We start from the raw sequence: 21,369 nt of genomic DNA on the forward strand, positions 1-21,369 counted from the left end.
ATCTAGGAAGTGCAGTGCTATGCTTATGAAAAGAGACAGCTTGTTGCAGCGAGTCCGACACCGAAGGAGGAACCATGATGGAAAAACAGCAAGAGCAAAAAGCCCGTAGAATCGTTTTGCTGACCCACGTCTTAGGGTTGATCATGAAATCCATCGGCTACTTCTTTAGCGGCAGTGCTGTCTTGATGAACGAAAGTATCCATAGTCTGATCGATTGCATCAATCAAGGACTTCTAGCCATCGGTGAAAACCGAGCACAGCGAGGACGCAGTGAACTGCATCAGTTTGGTGAAGGACGAGCGACCTATTTTTTTAGTACTGTAGTTGCCATGACAGTTTTTTTAGGTGGTGGGATTTTAGCGGTTGTTGAAGCCAGCCGTGATCTGCTAGACCCAACCCACGAAGTGGAGCAGATCCAGCTGGTGGCAGCGATCTTATTTGTCAGTTTGTTCATTGAAGTAACGGCTGTTCAAGAGGGCTGGCAAGAAGTCAAAGAACAAAACAAGCAAAACCAGCCCCTCGTCCGTTTCTTAAAAGAAAGCCGCGATTCCGATCTGCTTTTAGGCTTCACGGAAAATTTGTTTGCCTTAGGTAGTGTGACGATCGCCATCGCAGGAATCTTATTGACCGCATTGACGGACAATCCAGTATTTGATTCCCTCGGCGGCATTTTAGGTGGATTGTTGCTGATTGCTGCTGCTGTCTTTTTAGCCAAAGAATTTTATAGCCTCTTGATTGGTGAAGGCGCTTCTGCTTCTGATTTAATGGCGATCAAACAAATTTTAGCCGATCCTGCCATCATTCAAATCAAAGATTTGCGAACCCTCCATCTAAGTCCAGAAGAACTTTTGATCGTCGCCGACCTTACCTTGAAGCTAGGACCCGAAGAACCAAGCGTATTTATCGATACCATCGAACAGCGGATCAAACAGGCTTTGCCTGATCTGCGAGTCTATTGCTACATCGAGAGTGAGGAAGTTCCCTCTTAAATTAGAATAGATACGAAGTATTCCTCGGTTGGTGATTTATCATTCAAACGAGGAATGCTTTTTTGGGGTATTGGCGTGCTTGTTTTATATGAACACAATGGATCAATGGCTTGTTTTGCTTCAACCTTTTCTGGCGATCAGGAAGGAGAATGTCAGCGAGAGGTCGTAATTCAATTGTTTTTTTAGCAATAAACACTTTTTTTGTTCAAAAGTTTGTTGTTTTTTGTTAAAATAAAGTAAGGACAGCAAGCGTTCTCTTTTTAAAGTTATTTTTTTGCTAGAGTTGTAACATTGTAAATCACAACATAGCAGAAGCTTAGTTTATTAAGAAAACACCGAAACGAGTACCTGTTTGGCATTGCTGACATGCTGCCCAATCGTCACCAAAAGCGGTGGTGCTAATTTTGTTACGACTGTTTTTTTACACCACTTGTGAAGCAAAATCCTTTGCGAACATCTTCATCCATGATAGGTTAGAAGTAGGCCGGATGGTTTTTTCACAAAGTACGTACATAGAAAGATCACTTGCGACGATTAAAAGAAGCGACTTCATTGCTCGCAAAATGATCGATGCTCAACACACATACCTTTTCCCTCAGCCAGTCAACCTGCGCTTGCTTTTCTTATTGGTTATATTCCCTTCACTCAGCAATTGCCTGAACCGATTCAAATCAAAAAATGACTGTGCAAGGTATCTGTACCGATTTATCCCTTCAGAAACGTGGAAACCCTCGGCAAGAAGTTTATAATTTAAAGGAGGAATTTGATGGAAAAATTTTTCCAGCAAAAGACTGAAGAGACCTTGAAACATTTTGAAAGTGACCGCAAGCAAGGCCTAAGCGGGAAAGAAGCCGACAAACGCTTAGAAAAATACGGAGAAAACACGATCCAGCAACAAGAATCCCTTTCTGTATGGGAATTGCTGTGGCATAACTTGAACAACTTGATTGTTTATTTATTGCTAGCAGCTGCGTTACTCTCTTTTGCGATGGGGGAAACGATTGAAGGAATTGCAGTATTGATTGCCGTGGTGATTGCTGTAATGACAGGTTTTATCACAGAATTACGAGCACAAAAATCAATTGATTCTCTTCAAAGCATGATTTACACTACCGCAAAAGTGATTCGTGATGGAGAAGTAATGGAGATCGAGTCGGCAAAAATCGTTCCAGGCGATATTCTCGTTCTGGAAGAAGGGGATGCCATTGCGGCAGATGCCCGCTTACTTGAAACGAGCAACTTTGCCTGCATCGAATCAGCGCTGACCGGTGAGTCAGAAGCTGTTGAAAAAGATGCACGAGAAACCTATGAAGAAGATGTTCCACTAGGCGATCGCCGCAATGTCGTTTTTGCAGGAACTGCGGCAACTCGGGGAAATGCCTATGCTGTAGTGACAGAAACCGGTATGAAGACTGAGGTCGGAAAAATCAGTGACATGCTGACGGGTGACAAAAAGCGTCAAACGCCGTTAGATATCGAATTGGACAAGCTAGGAAAAGCAATCATTATTGCCGCGCTTTTTGCTGCGGTGGCAGTTTTGATCGCTGGGGTCTTGACGAATCAACCATTTGTCGAAATGATCCATATCTCGATTATTTTGGCGGTCGCAGCGATACCTGAGGCAATGCCAGCCGTTTCGACCATCACATTGTCCCGAGGCATGCGGACGATGGCCGAGCACAAAGCACTGGTCAAATCGTTATCAGCTGTTGAGACCCTGGGCGCCACCAGTATCATTGCCAGTGACAAAACGGGGACGCTGACAGAAAACCAAATGACGGTTGCTGAGATCATTTTAGGTTCAGGAGAAATGTTCAAAGTGACAGGAAATGGGTATGAACCCAACGGGAAATTTTACAAGGCAGACTCGGAGGATGAAACCGAGATCGATGCAGCCAATCATGATGCGCTGCAAGGGATGATCGAAAATGGTGCTTTATGTACCACCGCCACTTTACGTGAAAACGAAGGGCAATACGAGATCCTCGGTGATCCAACAGATGGGGCGTTCGTCGTTTTAGGTCAAAAAATCGGCATCGATCGCCAAAAAGAGCAGGACAGCGGGCTGAAGAAAATCGCAGAAATGCCCTTTGATTCCGACAACAAATACATGGTGACCGTGTATGAAGGAGAGCAACGGACATTGATCATCAAAGGGGCACCAGATGTCTTAATTGATTTAGCTGATGCTGATGCCACAGAAAAAGAACAACTTCATGAATACAATGACACGTTAGCCAGTCATGGGCAGCGGGTGATCGCTGTCGGTTGCATCAAGGATTATCAAGGTGGGACGGACGAAGCAGAACTGAAAGCAGCATTACAGGAAATCAAGATCCAAGGCTTTGCGGGCATCGTCGATCCGCCACGAACAGATGTCAAAGAGGCAGTGAAGGTCGCCCAAGAAGCGGGGATCCGAGTGAAGATGATCACGGGGGACCATCCGAAGACGGCATCCATGATCGCCAAAGAAATTGGCTTAAAAGATCATGAAAAAACCATGACAGGTCGCGAGATCGATGAATTGGCAGGGCAGGAAGGCTTTAACGAAAAAATCGAAGAAGTCGCTGTCTTTGCTCGAGTCTCTCCAAAAAATAAATTACAACTTGTGGAAGCCTTGCGTGAAGAAGGCGATATCGTTTCTATGACTGGCGATGGCGTTAACGATGCGCCGGCACTCAACGGCGCCGATATCGGGATCGCCATGGGGATTCGTGGGACAGAAGTAGCCAAAGAATCTTCCGATATGATTTTAACGGATGACCGTTTTGGAACAATCGTCGATGCCATCAAAGAAGGACGCATCATTTTTGACAACATCAAAAAATATGTTTCTTTCTTATTCTCATGTAATATGGTTGAGATCGTGACGATCTTTTTAAGTGTCATCTTCTTGATGCCAATGCCGATCCAACCGCTGCATATCCTTTTCTTAAATCTAGTCATCGATATTGCGCCAGCAATGGCGTTAGCCTTTGAACCAGCAGAAGACGATATCATGAAACGTCAGCCACGGTCGAAAGCTGATGGCCTCGTCAACAAACGCTTCTTAGGACGCATCATTTTAAGTGGTGTTGTGATTGGTCTGGTGGCGTTTGGCTTCTTCAATTTCTTGATGTTGACGGATCACGAGTTGCTTTATGCACAAACAGCGACCTTTACCTTTATGGCAGTAGCACAATTGATGCATATTTTCAACGTTCGTAAGAGCAGCGGTTTTGGCTTAGACAAAACTCTCTTGAAAAACAAACCGTTGATGGGGGCATTGCTCCTTTCCGTAGGTTTACAGCTTTCAGCAGTCTATGTACCGTTTATGAATGAGCTATTAGACACGATGCCAATTCAAGCCGGCACGTGGGGGATCATCTTCGCTGCTGCAGCGATCTCTACACTGATTGTGATGGGCTTGAAGAAACTCTTCCAATTAAAATAAAATAAATTCTCCAGTATTTTCTCAATACCGGAGTAACGAAGACCCGCAGCCTAATGGCGCAACTTCGCCAAAGGATTCTTGATTCGATCCTTGATGAAGTTCGCCTAGCTGCGGGTCTTTTTTGCTTACTCTTTACAAGCAAAAGAAAATGATTTATACTTGACTAGTCAACAGTTGACAAGTCAATGATGAAAGGAGCGGTTTATGCAATGAATTTACGTGAGCTAAGCGGATTGCTGTATCGGATGAAAATCGTGAATCAAGAATTAACGGCGATCTTTGAAAAAGAGACTGGCTTTAGTCTGACCCGTTATCAGTTGCTGCAGTTTTTGAATGAGCAAGGACGCTGTACCCAAAATCAAGTACAGAATGAATTGAAGATCGATAGTGCAGCGGTCACTCGGCATTTGAAGATTCTCGAAGAAAAACAATTTGTGACACGGGAACGAAACAAAGACAATAACCGCGAGATTTTTGTTTCTTTGACACCGAAAGCACAAGCCGATTTGGCTAGTTGTGCTTCAAAGCATGCCAGCTCTGAGGAGTCGTTAGGCATCAATTTGACCGAAGAAGAAGAAGCCCAGCTTCTAACATTACTTATGAAATTAGTTCCATGAAAGAAGGCAAACCCATGACAGAATACAGCAATAACAATTTTTCAGAGATCACCTTTGGCCGAAAATCGGTTCGTGTCTATGATGAAACCTACAAAATCCCCCATGAAGAAATGTTGACCATGATCCAAGAGTCAACGACAGCACCTTCCTCAGTCAATATGCAGCCTTGGCGCTTTGTCGTTGTGGAAAGCGATGAGCAAAAAGCAAAATTGAAACCGTTGATTCGTTTCAACGTCCGACAAAATGATACATCTTCTGCAATGGTCTTGATTTTTGGCGATATGCTTTGTCATGAACTAGGAGAAGAAATTTATAACAAAGCAGTAGCAGAAGGCAAAATGCCAGCGGAAGTACGTGACCAACAATTAGCAGCGATCATTCCTCATTACGAAAATCTTACAAAAGAACAAATGAATGATGTGGTGAAGATCGACGCTAGTTTAGCAGCGATGCAATTTATGTTAGTTGCGCGGGCGCATGGCTATGAAACCAACCCAATCGGCGGCTTTGAAGCAGATCAATTAGCAGAAGCTTTTGGCTTAGACAAAGAACGTTATGTTCCTGTCATGATCCTTTCAGTCGGAAAAGCCAAAGAATTAGGCTATGAATCCGTTCGGTTAGACGCAGAACAAATTACGACATTTCTATAAGAGGAGGGAAAACGATGGAAATCATCAATGCAACGTTTTACATCAAAGAAGAAAAGCGGGCAGATTTTTTAGCCGCTGTTACCCCATTAATAGCATCGGCAAGAACTGAGGATGGCTGCCACGGCTATCATCTCTATGAATCATTGGAAGAAAACAATCAGTTTGTCATGGTCGAAAAATGGGCGAATCAAGAAGCGATCACCGCCCACAATCAAAACCCGCTGCTGCAACAATTATTCCAGCAAATGCCTGACTTTGCAGCCAAACCGAGCGAGATCATTGTCGCTCAACAAGGAGAATAAAGATGACGATTTTATCGACGATTTTAATTGTACTGGTTGCCTTAGAGTTTTTCTATATTCTCTATTTAGAAACATTTGCCACTACGTCCAAAGCAACGGCGCGGGTCTTCAACGTGACGAAAGCAGAACTTGAACGACCGATCGTTGTGACCTTGTTCAAAAACCAAGGGGTTTACAATGGACTCATTGGTTTGGGGTTACTGTATAGTATTACCTTTGCTTCAGCACCATTGGAAATCAGTCGCTTGTTGCTGATCTACATTATCTTAGTAGCTGCATATGGCAGTGTGACTAGCGACAAGAAAATTATTTTGACCCAAGGCGGTCTAGCGATCCTTGCCTTGCTGTCCACCTTTTTTTAACCAATAAAAGAAGAAGCCCCCTAATCTAAGAAAGCCTTTCTATACAATAGAAGCTTTCTTAAATCGGGGGCTTTTAATGTTTGGGCAAAGAGTACTCAGAACGTGAAAAAAATGATAGGATAAGAGAAGGGACTAACGATTTTCTGGACGTAAACTGGTTGCCGCAAATAAGGCTTTTACTAGAATGGGTGTTAAGATCGCAGCTGTGATCACCTCAGAGATTCCATTCGTTATAGCAATTCCACCGAGGGTCACGAATAAAGCCGAAGCATCGACACCATAGGTATTGGCAACTAAGCCAGTATATAAGGTTCCCATTAGGGTTAAGACCAAAACTGTATTGGTGATGGTCCCAAAGATTGCTGCAACAATCGAAGCAGCGACGACTTTTTTGGTCTTTTTGTAAATGATCGTAAACAAGAGACCAGCCACTAAGCCAACCAACACACGGGGAACCACCGAGATGATTGGGTTGGTGAAAACGGCAATGTCCAAGGGCGTTGTCGGAGAAGTAAACGCACGGATCATGGTAAAAACACCCCAGACTAAGCCGATGAACATCCCGTCTTTTGTCCCTAAAACGATGGCAGCGACGATCACCGTGATATGGATGATCGTTAAACTAGTGATACCGATCGGAATAAATCCAAGGAAAGGTACCATCGTCTGTAAAATAATAATAGCAGTCAAAATGGCACGAATGACAAGGCGATAGGTTTTGCTTTTTGTATTCATTGTAAAAACTCCTTTTTTTATAATGACACTCGTGTCATTTTTAAGTTAGGTTGATTATACAACAAAATGACACGAGTGTCATTAATAATGTGATGAAAGGAGCCAAAAAAATGGCGAAGAAGCAGCAGAGCGAATTGACTACAGCGGAAAAGAAAAAACAACAAAAGCGTGATTTGATTCTTGAAAGTGCCAAAGTCGTCTTTAGTAAGAAAGGTTTGATTGATGCGACAATGAAGGACATTATCGAAGAGTGCGGCATTAGTCGCGGCGGCATTTATTTGTACTTTCGTTCGGTGGATGAGATTTTTTTGGCAGTGTTAGAGCAGCGTTCCAAACGAAAATTTGATGATGTACGAGAGATGATCATGGAGCAAGTACCCTTTGAAACGATTTTAAACAAATATTTTTCCGACCATCGCAAGCGTCTACTCCACAGCATTTCTGACGGTATGCTGCGAGCCGTCTACGAGTATTACTATACGCATAAAACCGAAGCCTCCAGTTCACTGCAGCAAGCTCAACTCGCTGAGACGAAACGGACGATCCATGAGATTTTTCAAGTGGGCGTTCAGCAAGGTGTATTAAAAGATGAAAACTTGGCAGTGATTGCAGAAAACTATATGTTCGTGATTGAAGGATTAGGGATTTTGGCTCTGACCGGTCACATCACAGAACAGACCATTGATGACCAAATCGCCGTAATGAGACAACTACTCCCTTATCGTGAATAACACAGACAAAAAAAACTCGCTCTTTTCTAGAAAACACTAGGAAGGAGCTTTTTTCGTCTGTTTATAACTTTGTGAATCAAGCATATTTTGCAGAAAATTAATGTAATAAAAGTGAAATCTACAACATTATTTATTTTTTCTTAAGAAAAAGGACTTTTTCTATGAAGTTTTCTTGAACAGTTGATACATAGGGATTCACTCGGCGTGTCGGCGGGATAGGAGTGGGGAACATGTAATAAAAAAACAGAGCTTATTTATGTAACTAAAATGTAAATCGCTTACGGATTGGGTTTGTTGCTGAACTATGGTAAAATGAAAATGGTCAAATAAATGAAAAAAAAGTTTTAAAATTGAATTTGGAGGATCAGATGAAGAAGAAAATCTTTGCAACAGTGTGTATGTGCGGCATTGTATTGTCATCATTCGGCGGACCTGTGACCGTTTTTGCTACGAATCACGATCAATTGATCGAACAAAAAAATAACGAAATTGATCAGTTGAGACAGCAACGTCAAAGCGTACAAGGGGAAATTGACGGATTGTCTGCAGAAATTGATTCGTTAAATCAAGAAGCAGCAATCATTTTAGCGCAGCAAAGTGATTTGTTGCAAGCGATCGAAGGATTGGATCAGGAAATCAGTCAGTTAGAAGAGCGCATTGCCAAACGCTCAGAAAACATTGAAAAGCAAGCCAGAGAAACACAAGTTAATGGAAAAGGCGACCATTTTCTAACAGCGGTACTAGAGGCGGACTCTGTCAGTGATCTAGTCGGTCGTTTGCATGCGATGACGACGATCATTCGAGCGAATAATGAAGTGATCGAACAGCAAAAAGCCGACCAACAAGCTGTTGAACAAAAGCGTGCGGAATCACAAGAAAAAGTGGCAGAATTGCAAGCAGCACAGAGCCATCTGGAAGCACAAAAAGGTGTTTTGGAAGCAAGCCAAGCAGAATTAAATGTCTTAGTTAGTAATTTAGCCTACGAAGAAGCAACGAAAGAAGAAGAAAAAGAACAGCTGCGTGCGGAAAAAGAAGCCTATGAAGCGGAGCAAGCGAGAATTCGTGAAGAAGCTGCCCGAGTAGCTGCTTTACAAGCCCAAGCGGAACAAGCGGCGCAACAGCAGGCAGAACAAGCTGCAGCGGAAGAAGCAGCCTTGAATGAAGCAGCTGTTCAAGTAGAGAGCACAGAACCTGACGCAGAAACAGAGAGCCCAGCGCCAGTGGAAGAGCCAGAAGCACCAGCAGAAACGCAACCAGAGGAAACGCAAGAATCTGAACCGGTTGAAACACCAGAGGTTCCAGAGGAAACACCAGTAGATACACCAGAAATTCATGAGCCAGAAACACCAGTGACACCTGCAGCACCGGAGACGCCAGCGGACAGTGCACCTGCAGTTCCTGCACCAACGCCAGCACCGACGCCAGTTACACCAACACCGGCGCCAACGCCTGCTCCGTCACCTGCACCGATCGTGACGCCGCCAGCACCTTCTGCACCAGCATCAACAAATGGTGCTGCAATCGTGGCAGAAGCCTATAAGCATATCGGAAAACCCTATGTGTGGGGTGCCAAAGGACCGGACAGCTTTGACTGTTCTGGGTTTACTCGCTATGTCTTTTTACAAGTAACAGGGAGAGATATTGGTGGATGGACGGTGCCACAAGAAACAGCCGGTACAGTGATTTCCGTTAGCCAAGCACAACCAGGAGATCTTTTATTCTGGGGTTCATCAGGTAGCACCTATCATGTAGCCATTGCTTTAGGTGGCGGACAATACATTCATGCACCACGCCCAGGACAAAATGTTTCTGTTGGCAGCACCGCTCATTTTACACCTAGCTTTGCAGTAAGAATGTAAGAAGTAGCTAGCTGTAGTTTTAAGGAGAGACAAATGGAAGAAAGAAAACAACTTCGTTATCGTGCGAAGAAACAAAAAAGAGGGCTTCTTTACCGTAAAAGTGCGGCGGCAACCGCTGCACTTGTTAGTACGGTGAATATTTTGCCGATGAATGTTTTAGCAGATACACTCGAGTCAGCAGAAGCCCAAAATGGTGTTCAAGTAGTTGAAACAGCAGAGTCAACCCAAGACACATCGACGCATGATTCAGTGAGCATTGTAGAAGATCAAGAAGTGAACGAGGGATCACCAGCAACTCAAGATAGTACCGATCCATCAGAAGCTGAAAGTGCGGATGGAGTAGACATCCAAGAGGTACCCGAAAATGCACCAGCAGATGATGCTTCTGAACAGAATGAAGCAGAAACCGATAGTGATATTCCTGTTCTGTCAGAAGAAGAGCGGATCGCCATTGAAACGAAGGTCATGCCCAACTATAACAATCCAATGGCACGTTCCAACAATCAGCAAGCATTTATTCAGCAAGTAGGACCAATGGCACAAGAAGTTGCCGGGGCAAATGACCTCTACGCTTCGGTCATGATTGCCCAAGCGATCTTAGAATCGGGTTGGGGGCAATCCACGCTGACCACTCTTGCAAATAATATGTTTGGTATCAAGGGATCTTACAATGGACAATTTGTAGAGATGCAAACCATGGAAGATGACGGGAATGGCAATCTCTATCCGATTATTGCTAGGTTTCGTAAATACCCCTCATTAAAAGAATCTTTTCAAGACAATGCGCATGTTTTGAGAACTACCTCATTTTCGCCGGGTGTTTTCTTCTACCATGGGGCATGGAAGTCTAATACAAATTCTTATCGTGACGCGACTCAATGGCTGCAAGGACGTTATGCCACCGATACTTCTTATGCAAGTAAGCTAAACAACTTGATTGAAACGCACAATTTGACCCAGTACGATACATCAAGTGGTGGCGGTTCAAATGATAACAATGATAACAACAATAACAATTCTGAACAGGCGATCGATAAGCAATTCAGAACAAATGCAGCACTCAATATCCGTTCAGATGCTTCCACCAGCGCCTCGATCGTGGGTTCATTGGCTGCCAACGCAACATTTGAAGCAGTAGCGCAAAAAAGCGGCACCAGTGTGAACGGCAATACGACGTGGTATCGAATTCAAGGACGTGGTTGGGTAAGTGCCGCTCACGTGACGGAGATCTCATCGAATACGGGTGGGAATGATAACAACAATAATAATGATAATAACAACGATAATAATAACAATAACAACAATGCCGAACAAAGCATCAACAAAGAGTTTCGCACCACCACCGCCTTGAACATCCGTTCCGACGCATCGACTAGCGCTTCTGTTGTCGGCTCCTTGGCAAGCAATGCAACATTTCGAGCAGTCGCTCAAAAGACGGGAACGAGTGTCAACGGCAACAATGTGTGGTATCGAATCCAAGGACGCGGCTGGGTGAGCGCTGCGTACGTGACAGAAGTGACCGCTGGAAGTAATAGCTCTGAACAAAGCATCAATAAAGAGTTTCGCACCACCGCAACATTGAATATTCGCTCTGATGCGTCTACCAGTGCTAGAATTGTTGGATCTTTGTTAAACAACTCCTCTTTTCGCGCAGTTGCGCAAAAGACCGGAACCAGCGTCAATGGTAACAATGTCTGGTATCGAATTGAAGGGCGTGGCTGGGTAAGTGCAGCGTATGTTCAAGAAACGAACGCTTCCTCATCAAACAGCACCACCTATACCGTGCGTTCGGGAGACACTCTATGGGGGATTTCGCAACGCTATGGTGTGACTGTCAATCAGTTGATGCAGTGGAATAATCTTTCTGGCTCATTGATTCTTGTAGGGCAACGACTTGTAGTCCGTAGATAAAAAGAAAAAACATCTGCAACCATTTTTGCGGCTATTTGCCAAAATGGGTGCAGATGTTTTGTTTATTCTTCTTTGAAGCTGTTCATGATCGCTGTTAGTTCCTCTTTTGAAGAGTCGTATAAGCTTTCTAACGTCCAACCATACAACTGAACGTAATTATTTTCGGTTTCAAGTACATAATAAATATAGTGGATATTTAGCCCTTCAACTGTCGCTGGGAAATCAACGAAATAGGCCTTCGTGTCAGGAATTGGTAAAAAGGTGGCAGTCGTATCGAAGCTCGTTGCCAAATTTTCTTGAACCAATCCGAGATAAGTTTCTAAATCGGCAAAATCTTGTTTCGATTCAACGACTGCAGCTAAGTATTTTGTTTCTAACGCATCGGACAACATGAAATCATTGTCAGGATTCAATGAAGTGAAATCAGGTACCTCTTGCCAATTGCTAGGTAAATCGATGGTATAGTTTGTTCCGCTCACGCCTGTGATGGTCTGTTCCGAACTTGGTAAAGCCGCTTCGCTCGAAGAGACCGTCGATTCTTGGGCGACTTCTGTTGTCGAAGTCATAGATAAGCTTGTAGCACTTGCATTTTCCGTACTTTCTGAAGCTGGTTTCTCCTCTTTTGGCGTGCAGCCAGCAAAAAGAAGTGTGAACCCCAATAAACTAAAAACAACACTTTTTTTCATTATTTTCACGTTCCCCTTTGTTTTTTATTTTCAAATAACCAACATTATTTAGTTAATCGTATAATAGGAAAGGAAATAACGCAATAAAATATTCTCAGTTATTGCATGAATCGAAAAAAATAAAGGAATGTTAAATAGTAAATTTAAAAAAATGAAGCGGAAATAACTGACTATTAACGCTTATTTTCACTTTTTTCTTAGATTGATGCAAAAGTTGATTATAAATACGGGGCGACTTTTGCTATGCTTTAGAAAAGAAAGGAAGCATTAAAAGAATAGTGAAGTTAAAAATTGTGTCGGTTATATCTATAAAATAATAGTGTGTTTTTTATGTATCTATTTGTTTTGAATAATTGTCAGAATTTTGTTGCGAAATACTATGGCTTCTTTCGATACAAAAAAGGCGACATCAGCAACAGTCGGATAGAGAAAGATAGCTCAAAGCGGCGAGGAAATAGAAGAAACATAGGATCAACGTTTAAAAATAATGGAACTAGGGGGAAGGAAATTGTTTTATCAATCAGTAAATGAGTATCTAGTAAAAATGAGAGAAGGATTATCTGCTGAAACCATTAAAGGTGAAATGCCATCAGTCTATGCATACTGGTTAGCACAGGAAGCAGAATTGAAAAAAATATTGAAAAACAAAGACATGGCTTTTTGGATGGACATCCAACGAGTTCTCTTGATCGATGCAAAATTAGTATTACTTCGCAGTTACATCAATGACTACGATTTTCACGGATTTTCCGAAGATGAGATCATTGCCAATGTGGAACAAGATCATTTTACCTTTAACAAAGAACTGTGTGGCTATAGTTTGAAAGAACAGGTGCACCCATCAATTATTTTTGGTGATCAATAAGCAACAAAAAAGACCGTTCAAACGAGGAATAAGCTCCTACACTGATTCAAAATAAGACCGATTGATTTGTGGTATGATTGTGATGACAAGTACGATTGCACAGATCATTGCAACAGTTTGAAAAGGAGCGGAGAGGTATGGTTCAATTTGAACGGATCATTTTATTGTTTTTCTTGTACTCATTTATCGGATGGCTTTGGGAAACCATTTATTGCTCACTAAAAGCCAAGCACTTTGTGTATCGGGGCTTCCTTATTGGTCCGATCACACCCATCTACGGCTTTGGGATTCTTGGCGTTGTCTATTTTTTACGGCCATTGCATGAGCAAGTGATTCCACTGTTCTTTGCGGCAGCGTTGTTGGTTACCGTGCTTGAATATGTGACAAGTTATTTACTTGAGCGTTTTTTTCATGCCTCATGGTGGGATTATAAAGAAGTCCCATTGAATATCAATGGACGGGTGGCATTGCCGATTTCTCTTTTTTGGGGCGTGTGCTGTGTGCTGATTGTTCGATTTGTTCATCCGCAAATGCTGGAGATTGTTCAAACATTGAGTGCTCGAGTCGGATTCTTATTGCCAGTTTTCTTATTAATGGTTCTCTCTTTTGATATGGGCTATACCCTAGCTAACTTGGTTGCCTTTCAGAAAGCGGTGCAACAGGTCAATCAAGCCTTTGAACAGCACAAAAAAGAATTGGCTGAAAATATTGAGCAATATAAAAACGATTGGCAAGGGCGCTTCGCAGCGTTTCCAGAAGAATGGCGCGTTTTAAAACAAAATCTACCGAGATTGAATTTCCATCAAAGAAGACTCTTAAAAAACTTTCAAAAGTTAGAAATCAATCAGATAAAAAGCAGTCAGGAATTGTCTCGATTTATTGAAGCCATTCGTAAGAAAAAATAGGTTTGTTACGGTTAGATTACAAATAATAAACCCTTATCAATGCTGATTCTTCCCACTTCTGACTAATTTCAGTCGGAAAAGACGATGAAAACACCCACTTTTACGATAATTTGTAATAAATTGTAAAGGTCCTGCAATAAAATTCTTCTTAAGAATTTGTATAATAGGATATGTTGGAAACCATAGTGAGAAGTGAGGGAATTTTTTGAAGGCAAAGAAACTACGAACAATCGTTGTCGCTGTCTTTGCGGCAGGAATCGTTTCTCCAATCTTTGCGCAGGCTGAGTCACTTGAATCATTGCAAGAGCAAGAAAGTGCCGTCATGCAGCAAAGTCAGGAAATCAGTACGGAAGTACAGATTGCATTGACTGATGTGAATGCGAAATACAGTGAGGTAGAAGAGCTAAAAGCTCAAATCGCTGAAAATGAAGAATCATTAGCAACAACCAAAGCAGAAATCAAAACTGCACAAGAAACAATTGAAAAGCGTGAAGCAGTCGTTGCGGAACGTATGAAAGACATCCAAGTCAATGGCGGGGCAACCAGAGACTGGACGGTACTGTTAGAATCATCCAACATCCAAGATTTTATCAATCGTGCCTATGCGATGACGATGTTACAAAACTTGGAAAAAGAAAAGATCGATTCATTGACAGCAGAAAAAGAAAAGCTGGAAGCTTTAGAAGAAAAAGCACAGTCAACACAGCAATCATTGAAAGAAAATCAAACCGCATTAGAATCAGAAGCCAAAACACTGGATTCAAAAATTGCGAATCTACAAGCCCAATTGAAAGAAAACGAAGCAACTTTGGCACAAATTGCTTCCAGCAAAGAAGCTGAAACAGCTCGCTTAGCTGCTGAAATAGCAGCAGAAGAACGAGCAGCCAAAGAAGCGGCGGAACAAGCAGCGAAAGAAAAAGCTGAAAAAGAAGCAGCCCAGGCTGCCGAACGTTCAAGCGCTTCTGAATCACAAGCGTCTGCTTCATCGAGCAGCAATACGACTGAAAGCAGCAGCTCATCATCGAGCAGCTCTTCAAGCAACAACAATAGCTCGAACAGCAGCTCAAGCAATACAACTAACAACAGTAATAACAATAGCAACAACAGCAATACAAGTAGTGGTCGAACATTGATGATGGAATCAACTGCTTACTCTTATAAAGAAGCTGGCTCTAGTTTCTTTACAGCAAGTGGGACAGACTTACGTAAAAATCCAATGGCAGTTGCCGTTGATCCAAGCGTGATTCCGTTAGGCACCTTAGTCAATGTTGAAGGCTATGGCGTAGCACTAGCGCTTGATACGGGTGGTGCAATCAAAGGAAACATCATTGATGTTCACTTTGATAACGTCGCACAATGTAGACAATGGGGACGTCGTCAAGTAAAAGTAACGATTCTTGATTAATCAATTAACTAGCAAGAAGCAGCTCACTGAATGAAGTGGCTGCTTCTTTTTTTGCTTTTAATGGAGGAATGCATAAGAAAAGAGCGTGTCGCTGCGTCAGTGCTGACACGAACGTACCGCTCTGGATTTATTGTTAAACTGCTCACAAGCTCTTACGATCGTTCTCAGGAGCATTTTTTGAACAGATTGGTCAGAAGGAGGAGAACAGAGGGTGCACGATTATCAAGGATTGAAATTGGCATTCAATTTCTCTTCTAATGCTTCCCAGTCGTGCTCATCGGGAAAGGTTTTGAATAGCAAATAATCAATGTCTTGGGCATATTCGGTAATATATTCCGTATAGTTGGTAACGATCAAATCAATTTGATTTTTTTCCAAATAGCCTGCGGACAATTCATTGGAGTCCGGAAAATAAAAGGTCCGAGAGCTGCGCAAATAACGAACAGATTTGCATTTTAATAATTGGCATAAATAAAAGGGGCCTTCGAATAAAAAAGCGATATTTTTCTTTGCTTGCCAGTACAAAGATTTAATAGAAGTAACATACATCGTAAGACTCGTTCCTAAGTGTTCCAGTGTGTTACTGTCCCAAATTTCTCTGGCTAATGGTTGCGTCAACAGATAGTTTTTAAATAGATGGTAATCATCCGTATATGCCTCTTCGACAAATTGAACGGTATCAGAAATCATATGGTTTAATAAAGGGGATAATAATTGCTTGATTTTTGCTACCGTAAAAAAGGACTCCACTAAGAGCCGGTCACGAGCGCTATCTTGTGTATCCGGTAAACAATCTTTGACAAAGGCTGCCGCAAGCTGCTTAATTTCAGGCCAATGATTATACTCTCTGCAAAAGGTTTGTTCGATCGCCAAGTTGCTGATTGAGCGACGGGTTTTCACTAGTAAGAACAAATAAAGGACTTCCTCATAGGGAAGTTCTTTTTGGTATTGTTCACTCATTGCCTCGTTGATTTCAGAAAATAGCCGAAAATCATTATACTGCTCGAATATTTTTTTTATTTGCTTAGGCAACTCGATACGTTGACCTGCACAATGGCGCTCAAAGGTGATATACAAGTAATAATTGAATTCACCAAATGAACAAGCATGTTGGTCGAGTTGATAACATCTTGAAAAAGCACTAGCAGTGATATTTTGGATGGCGATCGGCGGAAAGATCGTATGGGCAGTAATTTCTGATTCATAATAGAAATCATGGAAAAACTTGCGAATATTGATCTCCTCACCGAGAAAGCAAATAGGATTGGTTTGAATCTCTAAACGATAGAAAGAAAAAATCGGTTGCACTTTCCGTAAATAGCGAAGAACAGTGCTTTCTGATATATGGTATTTCTCTGCCCATTCCGATGAGCTATAAAGATCATTGTGGAAAATACTTTCAATGATATGGAACAGAATCTCATTGGCAATCAGCGCACGTTTTTTCGTTAAATACACAGCGGAGTGTTTGATTGAAAAAATATACCCCTTGTGAGAAGAGTCGATCGATAAACAGTCGCCAAAATACTCTTTTAGATCCGTTACATCCGTCACGATCGTTCGCGTGGTACTTCCTGAAATCTTTGCCAAACCTTGAGTCGAACATTGATAATTTTTCTCGAATGCCATCAAAATTTTCAGCCATCGAATCGTTGCAGTGTTGGTAATAAAATTTATTTGAAAATTTCTCAAGACGTGGCTCCTTTCATGAACAAAATCGTAAATCTTACTTATTCATCTTAAAGAAGATAGGGAAGAAAAAACAAATCACGTATTTCATCGATTGGTGAAATCTATACCTGAGTATGCGCAAGATTTTTTGCATTTTCTATAAATCAACTGAAAATCGGCATATATATAGGTAGAAACACGTTTTTACAGTGCAAAGAAGGAAATTGATTGGCATTGAATAGTAAGATAGGAGGGATAATTTTATTACGATAAAATAAAAATTAATTGATTAACTATATTTGAAATAAACCGATAGAAGTTGGTGAGGTGAAATTGAGGGGGAAAGTCAGTTTTCTGAAGATAACTTATAATTTTAACAGGAACGATTGGCGTAAAGAAATAGTAACCGCGAAAGAAACCCTTAGTGCACCAAGAAAAATATTCAGTTTTGCCAAACCGATTTATAATAACAAGAAAAGTATTTAACTTTTCTTTCTGAAAATCTTATCTTTTCTATTTATAATGAAAAGATGTTGAGAAAATGAACGAATGTAATCGCTCGAGGTTATTTTTCTATGATATAACAACTCTCAAAGACGATGAGAACAACGATTATCACTGAATTATTTATTATTTAAAATGAGGGTTTAAAAAAACTGTCAAGTATGCTTCACGTTATTTATGTATATTTAAAATAACTGATGTTTGCCACTGTATAAGTCTTTTATTGACGAAAAATATACCTTTAAAAAGAAAAAACAGGAATTTCCTTTATTTAATGATACATTTCTCTTATAATAAACTAGAATTGCCTTTATTATGTGAGACGAAGGCAGCATGCTTAAACAAGCACAATTGAATTAGGGAGTGTGTTCATGGGAAAGCCGTTAATAAAGACTTTGACTGTGTTAGCTGTGGGAATCGGAGCCATCTTAATATGTTTGATAGGTTACCGACAAAATAACCAAAGACAATATCAGCAACGAGTCGAATACGCACAGACAGCGATTGCAAGCGAGCGAGAGCGCTTAAATGAACTGTCCGGAGAAATTGCTGGTATGTACAGCAACGAAGAGCAAACGTTTTTACGAAGTGATCTTAGCGAAGAAGAGGTTTTGAAAACTGTCGCGAAACTATCAGCAGTAAAAGTATCTGCAGATGATTACGGAATCGAAGAGAGCGCATTGCCGGGCGAATCTGTTGAGATTCAAGAAAAGAAACAAGCGCTGGATGATCAACTAAAAGTGATTGAGGCAAAAGTGAAAGTACAAGCTAAGACAGCAGCGTTGTTTACTGAAGGTATTTCGAATTGGCAAGCTGCTGAGAACAATGTCACTATTAAAGAGGATTTAAAAGAAGCGGACTTAGGGAATGTCCGTGAGGATTTAAATTTTCTTGAAGATGGTCCATGGAAAGACCTTGTTTCTGCTTATTTAGAGTTTGCGACCGCTCAATTGGATCGCATTACTCAAATTCAAGCCAGCTTGAATGCTATGCTGCAAGAAAATGTTGTAACTAGCGAAGTGACTTTGGATGGCTATTTAGCTCTGATTGATAGCATCAATCAAGTGCGAAATCAAGTACTCAAAGATTCTTTTACAGAGTCCGCTAATTCAATTGCGGCACAAATGGGGTATACAGGCTATACCAGTTATATTCCCTCAGCTTCAACTGAAAGTTATTCTGACGAGACATCAACAGGAGACGGTACTGGAACAGACATGAGTTCAGCGTCTTACTATTAAATAAGTTGAATTGTGCTGAAGGAAATTTAAGATAACTGGAGGAAAGCAAATGTCAAAAGGAAAAAAAATCTTTTTAATTATCTTTTCAATCGTTGCAGTGTTAGTCATCGGATTGATCGGTGTCGCTGCCAAACTATATTTTGATGTGTCAAACTCAATTAACGAAACTTATCAATCAGTCGAGCGTGATCGAGAAGTTCGCCTACGTGAAAATGATGTCGATCTATCCCAACAAGAGTCCTTCTCGGTTTTACTGATGGGGATCGATACTGGTGATTTAGGTAGAGTCGAACAAGGTCGTTCTGATACCATGATGGTTGCGACCATCAGCCCACAGGACAACCAGACGACGGTGGTGAGTATTGGACGAGATTCCTATGTTGATATCGTTGGACACGGGACGACAGATAAAATTAACCATGCCTATGCTTTTGGTGGACCAGCGATGGCAATGAATACCGTAGAAAAATTCTTGGATATTCCGATCGATCATTATGTATCAATCAATATGGCTGGTTTAAAAGAATTAGTCGATGCAGTCGGCGGAATTGAAGTTGACAATGAAATCACCTTTTCGCAAGATGGCTTTGATTTTGCCATCGGACGTACGTCATTAAATGGCGAACAAGCCCTTGCCTATTCAAGAATGCGTTATGAAGATCCAAACGGCGATTATGGTCGTCAAGAACGCCAACGTAAAATCGTTGAAGGGATCGTTAAGAAAGTCTTGAGTCTTGATGGAATCACCCAATATCAAACGATCTTAAATGCTGTTGAGCAAAACATGAAAACAGATATGAGTTTCGATGACATGCGAACATTAGCATTTAATTATCGCAGTGCCTTTCAAACAATCAAACAAGATCAGTTGCAAGGGGAAGGATTCATGCAAGACGGCATCTCATATCAGCGTGTGAGTGACGAAGAACTAGCAAGAGTTCAAAAAGAGTTGAAAGCTCAACTAAATCTAGAGAATGAATAGGAAAGTGGAGAAAAGATGGAAGAAACAATTAGCTTAAAAGAAATATTCGCAATTCTACGGAAACACTTAGCTGCTATTTTTATTTCAATGTTTGCTGGTTTAGCTTTAGCAGGGATATTCACCTTCTTTGTCATTACACCAAAATACAGTTCCCAAGCTCAGTTGATTGTAACATTGCCTCAATCAGAAACAGCAAACGTGAATGATGTAAATACAAACTTACAAATGATCAATACGTATAAGGATATGATCGTCAGCGATCTAGTTTTAACACAAGTAAAAGATCGTCTTGAGTCCGAAAATAGCTTGAAGATGACTGTAGAGGATTTGAAAGACGCAATCTCAATCAATCAATCTCAAAATTCTCAAATGTTTTCAATACAAGCTATGAACACTAATGCATTATCTGCACAAAATATAGCTAACACGACAGCTTTGGTATTCCAAGAAAATGCTCAGGATGTAATGAATGTTGACAAAATATCAATTATTTCAAGTGCAACAGCAAGTTCCACACCTGTTTCACCCAATAATAAATTAAATTTAGCATTTGGTCTTATATTAGGAATAATAGTTGGAGTGGGGCTAGCTTTCCTTTTAGAACTATTGGACCGAACAGTAAAAGATGATAAATTTGTTACAGAAACACTTGAACTTACTATTTTAGGAACTGTGCCTCAAATGACCCAGAAAGAGTTGGCAGCAACAATTCAGAAAAAACCAAATATACCATTGATTAAGAAACCGAATGGCGACAAAATGGCAGAATCACGCCGTAGTCGTAGTCGGGTCTAGGAGGGAACAATGATGGCAAAAAAACAAGAACGTACTGGGACGCAGACACATGCAGTAAGTTTGATCACGCTAATTGATCCTTCTTCACCAATCTCAGAGCAATATCGTACGATCCGTACAAATATTCAATTTGCTTCTTCCGCAGATAAACAAATCAAGACTATTGTTGTTACTTCTTCTGGTCCAGGGGAAGGGAAATCGACAACTTCAGCCAATTTAGCAGTTGTTTTTGCTAAATCAGGACAACGGGTATTGTTAGTTGATGCCGATATGCGAAAGCCTACTGTATACAAAACATTCAGTCTAAACAATGCAAGTGGATTGAGTACCGTGTTAAGTACCTCAACGAGCGTCCTTGAAGCAGCCCAAAAAACGGTGATCGATAATTTATCTGTCTTAACAAGTGGACCAAAACCACCAAATCCATCTGAGCTTCTTGGATCAGCCCGAATGAACCAAGTGATGGAAGAAGCGAAAAACCTTTACGATGTGGTTATTTTTGATATGCCACCTGTTGTAGCTGTGACCGATGCGCAAATCATGGCATCTAAAGCAGATGGGACGATTTTGGTAGTACGAGAGAATGTTGCTCGCAAAGAATCCTTAACAAAAGCGAGAGATCTTTTAAATATGGTCCAAGCAAGAATTGTTGGTGTCGTATATAACGGTGCCGAACATTCGAAAGATTCAGGATACTACTATTATTATGGAAATTAATTAGTTTGA

19 protein-coding genes are annotated in these 21,369 nt (G+C 41.3%); 16 read left to right on the forward strand and 3 right to left on the reverse strand.

Annotation, left to right across the window (positions count from 1 at the left end; all coding sequences use genetic code 11):
- The first annotated feature begins 74 nt into the window (after nucleotides 1-74).
- From A5878_RS05955 to A5878_RS05980, 6 genes are all read left to right on the forward strand, one after another.
- Complete coding sequence (locus A5878_RS05955; protein WP_086294922.1) at nucleotides 75-989, forward strand: cation diffusion facilitator family transporter; 915 nt, start codon at nucleotides 75-77, stop codon at nucleotides 987-989.
- Nucleotides 990-1,755: 766 nt separating this feature from the next.
- Nucleotides 1,756-4,422, forward strand: coding sequence for an HAD-IC family P-type ATPase (locus A5878_RS05960; RefSeq protein ID WP_086294923.1), 2,667 nt, complete (start codon nucleotides 1,756-1,758; stop codon nucleotides 4,420-4,422).
- Nucleotides 4,423-4,631: 209 nt separating this feature from the next.
- Nucleotides 4,632-5,039, forward strand: a complete 408-nt coding sequence (locus A5878_RS05965) for a MarR family winged helix-turn-helix transcriptional regulator (RefSeq protein WP_008378808.1) — start codon at nucleotides 4,632-4,634, stop codon at nucleotides 5,037-5,039.
- 14 nt (nucleotides 5,040-5,053) lie between these two features.
- The gene (locus A5878_RS05970) at nucleotides 5,054-5,689 is read left to right on the forward strand and encodes a nitroreductase family protein (protein ID WP_008378805.1); all 636 of its coding nucleotides are present in this window, start codon (nucleotides 5,054-5,056) and stop codon (nucleotides 5,687-5,689) included.
- 14 nt (nucleotides 5,690-5,703) lie between these two features.
- Nucleotides 5,704-5,991, forward strand: coding sequence for a putative quinol monooxygenase (locus A5878_RS05975; RefSeq protein WP_086294924.1), 288 nt, complete (start codon nucleotides 5,704-5,706; stop codon nucleotides 5,989-5,991).
- 2 nt (nucleotides 5,992-5,993) lie between these two features.
- Nucleotides 5,994-6,353, forward strand: a complete 360-nt coding sequence (locus A5878_RS05980) for a DUF1304 domain-containing protein (RefSeq protein WP_016613516.1) — start codon at nucleotides 5,994-5,996, stop codon at nucleotides 6,351-6,353.
- Nucleotides 6,354-6,485: 132 nt separating this feature from the next.
- Here A5878_RS05980 and A5878_RS05985 read toward each other — a convergent pair whose 3' ends face one another.
- Nucleotides 6,486-7,088, reverse strand: coding sequence for an ECF transporter S component (locus tag A5878_RS05985; protein WP_016613515.1), 603 nt, complete (start codon nucleotides 7,086-7,088; stop codon nucleotides 6,486-6,488).
- A gap of 110 nt (nucleotides 7,089-7,198) precedes the next feature.
- On the opposite strand from A5878_RS05985, the gene A5878_RS05990 reads away from it, so the two are divergent.
- From A5878_RS05990 to A5878_RS06000, 3 genes are all read left to right on the forward strand, one after another.
- A complete protein-coding gene (locus tag A5878_RS05990) occupies nucleotides 7,199-7,819 on the forward strand; it encodes a TetR/AcrR family transcriptional regulator (protein ID WP_005225615.1) in 621 nt (206 codons plus the stop codon).
- Between the two features lie 368 nt (nucleotides 7,820-8,187).
- Complete coding sequence (locus tag A5878_RS05995) at nucleotides 8,188-9,678, forward strand: NlpC/P60 family protein (protein WP_086294925.1); 1,491 nt, start codon at nucleotides 8,188-8,190, stop codon at nucleotides 9,676-9,678.
- A 33-nt stretch (nucleotides 9,679-9,711) separates the two neighbouring features.
- Nucleotides 9,712-11,589, forward strand: coding sequence for a glucosaminidase domain-containing protein (locus A5878_RS06000; RefSeq protein ID WP_086294926.1), 1,878 nt, complete (start codon nucleotides 9,712-9,714; stop codon nucleotides 11,587-11,589).
- A gap of 62 nt (nucleotides 11,590-11,651) precedes the next feature.
- Here the strand turns inward: A5878_RS06000 and A5878_RS06005 are convergent, their stop codons facing one another.
- A complete protein-coding gene (locus A5878_RS06005) occupies nucleotides 11,652-12,275 on the reverse strand; it encodes a hypothetical protein (protein ID WP_086294927.1) in 624 nt (207 codons plus the stop codon).
- 487 nt (nucleotides 12,276-12,762) lie between these two features.
- Between A5878_RS06005 and A5878_RS06015 the strand changes: the two genes are divergently transcribed.
- From A5878_RS06015 to A5878_RS06025, 3 genes are all read left to right on the forward strand, one after another.
- Nucleotides 12,763-13,140, forward strand: a complete 378-nt coding sequence (locus A5878_RS06015) for a hypothetical protein (protein WP_005234961.1) — start codon at nucleotides 12,763-12,765, stop codon at nucleotides 13,138-13,140.
- Between the two features lie 137 nt (nucleotides 13,141-13,277).
- Entirely contained in the window at nucleotides 13,278-14,045 is a 768-nt protein-coding gene (locus A5878_RS06020; protein WP_086294928.1) for a putative ABC transporter permease, read from the forward strand.
- A gap of 205 nt (nucleotides 14,046-14,250) precedes the next feature.
- Nucleotides 14,251-15,450 carry a 3D domain-containing protein gene (locus A5878_RS06025; RefSeq protein ID WP_086294929.1) on the forward strand — a complete coding sequence of 400 codons (1,200 nt, stop codon included), beginning with the start codon at nucleotides 14,251-14,253 and terminating at the stop codon, nucleotides 15,448-15,450.
- Between the two features lie 222 nt (nucleotides 15,451-15,672).
- On the opposite strand, the gene A5878_RS06030 is transcribed toward A5878_RS06025, so the two are convergent.
- Nucleotides 15,673-17,142 carry a helix-turn-helix domain-containing protein gene (locus tag A5878_RS06030; protein WP_086294930.1) on the reverse strand — a complete coding sequence of 490 codons (1,470 nt, stop codon included), beginning with the start codon at nucleotides 17,140-17,142 and terminating at the stop codon, nucleotides 15,673-15,675.
- Nucleotides 17,143-17,996: 854 nt separating this feature from the next.
- On the opposite strand from A5878_RS06030, the gene A5878_RS06035 reads away from it, so the two are divergent.
- From A5878_RS06035 to A5878_RS06050, 4 genes are read left to right on the forward strand one after another with little or no spacing between them, the layout of a single operon-like run.
- The gene (locus A5878_RS06035; RefSeq protein ID WP_074535074.1) at nucleotides 17,997-18,866 is read left to right on the forward strand and encodes a hypothetical protein; all 870 of its coding nucleotides are present in this window, start codon (nucleotides 17,997-17,999) and stop codon (nucleotides 18,864-18,866) included.
- Nucleotides 18,867-18,915: 49 nt separating this feature from the next.
- Complete coding sequence (locus A5878_RS06040) at nucleotides 18,916-19,848, forward strand: LCP family protein (protein ID WP_074535075.1); 933 nt, start codon at nucleotides 18,916-18,918, stop codon at nucleotides 19,846-19,848.
- A gap of 15 nt (nucleotides 19,849-19,863) precedes the next feature.
- A complete protein-coding gene (locus A5878_RS06045; protein WP_086294931.1) occupies nucleotides 19,864-20,643 on the forward strand; it encodes a YveK family protein in 780 nt (259 codons plus the stop codon).
- A 9-nt stretch (nucleotides 20,644-20,652) separates the two neighbouring features.
- Entirely contained in the window at nucleotides 20,653-21,360 is a 708-nt protein-coding gene (locus A5878_RS06050; RefSeq protein WP_373270290.1) for a CpsD/CapB family tyrosine-protein kinase, read from the forward strand.
- The last annotated feature ends 9 nt before the right edge of the window (nucleotides 21,361-21,369 follow it).

The organism is Enterococcus sp. 3G6_DIV0642, from assembly GCF_002140635.1.
GTDB classification, from domain to species: Bacteria; Bacillota; Bacilli; order Lactobacillales; family Enterococcaceae; genus Enterococcus_D; species Enterococcus_D casseliflavus.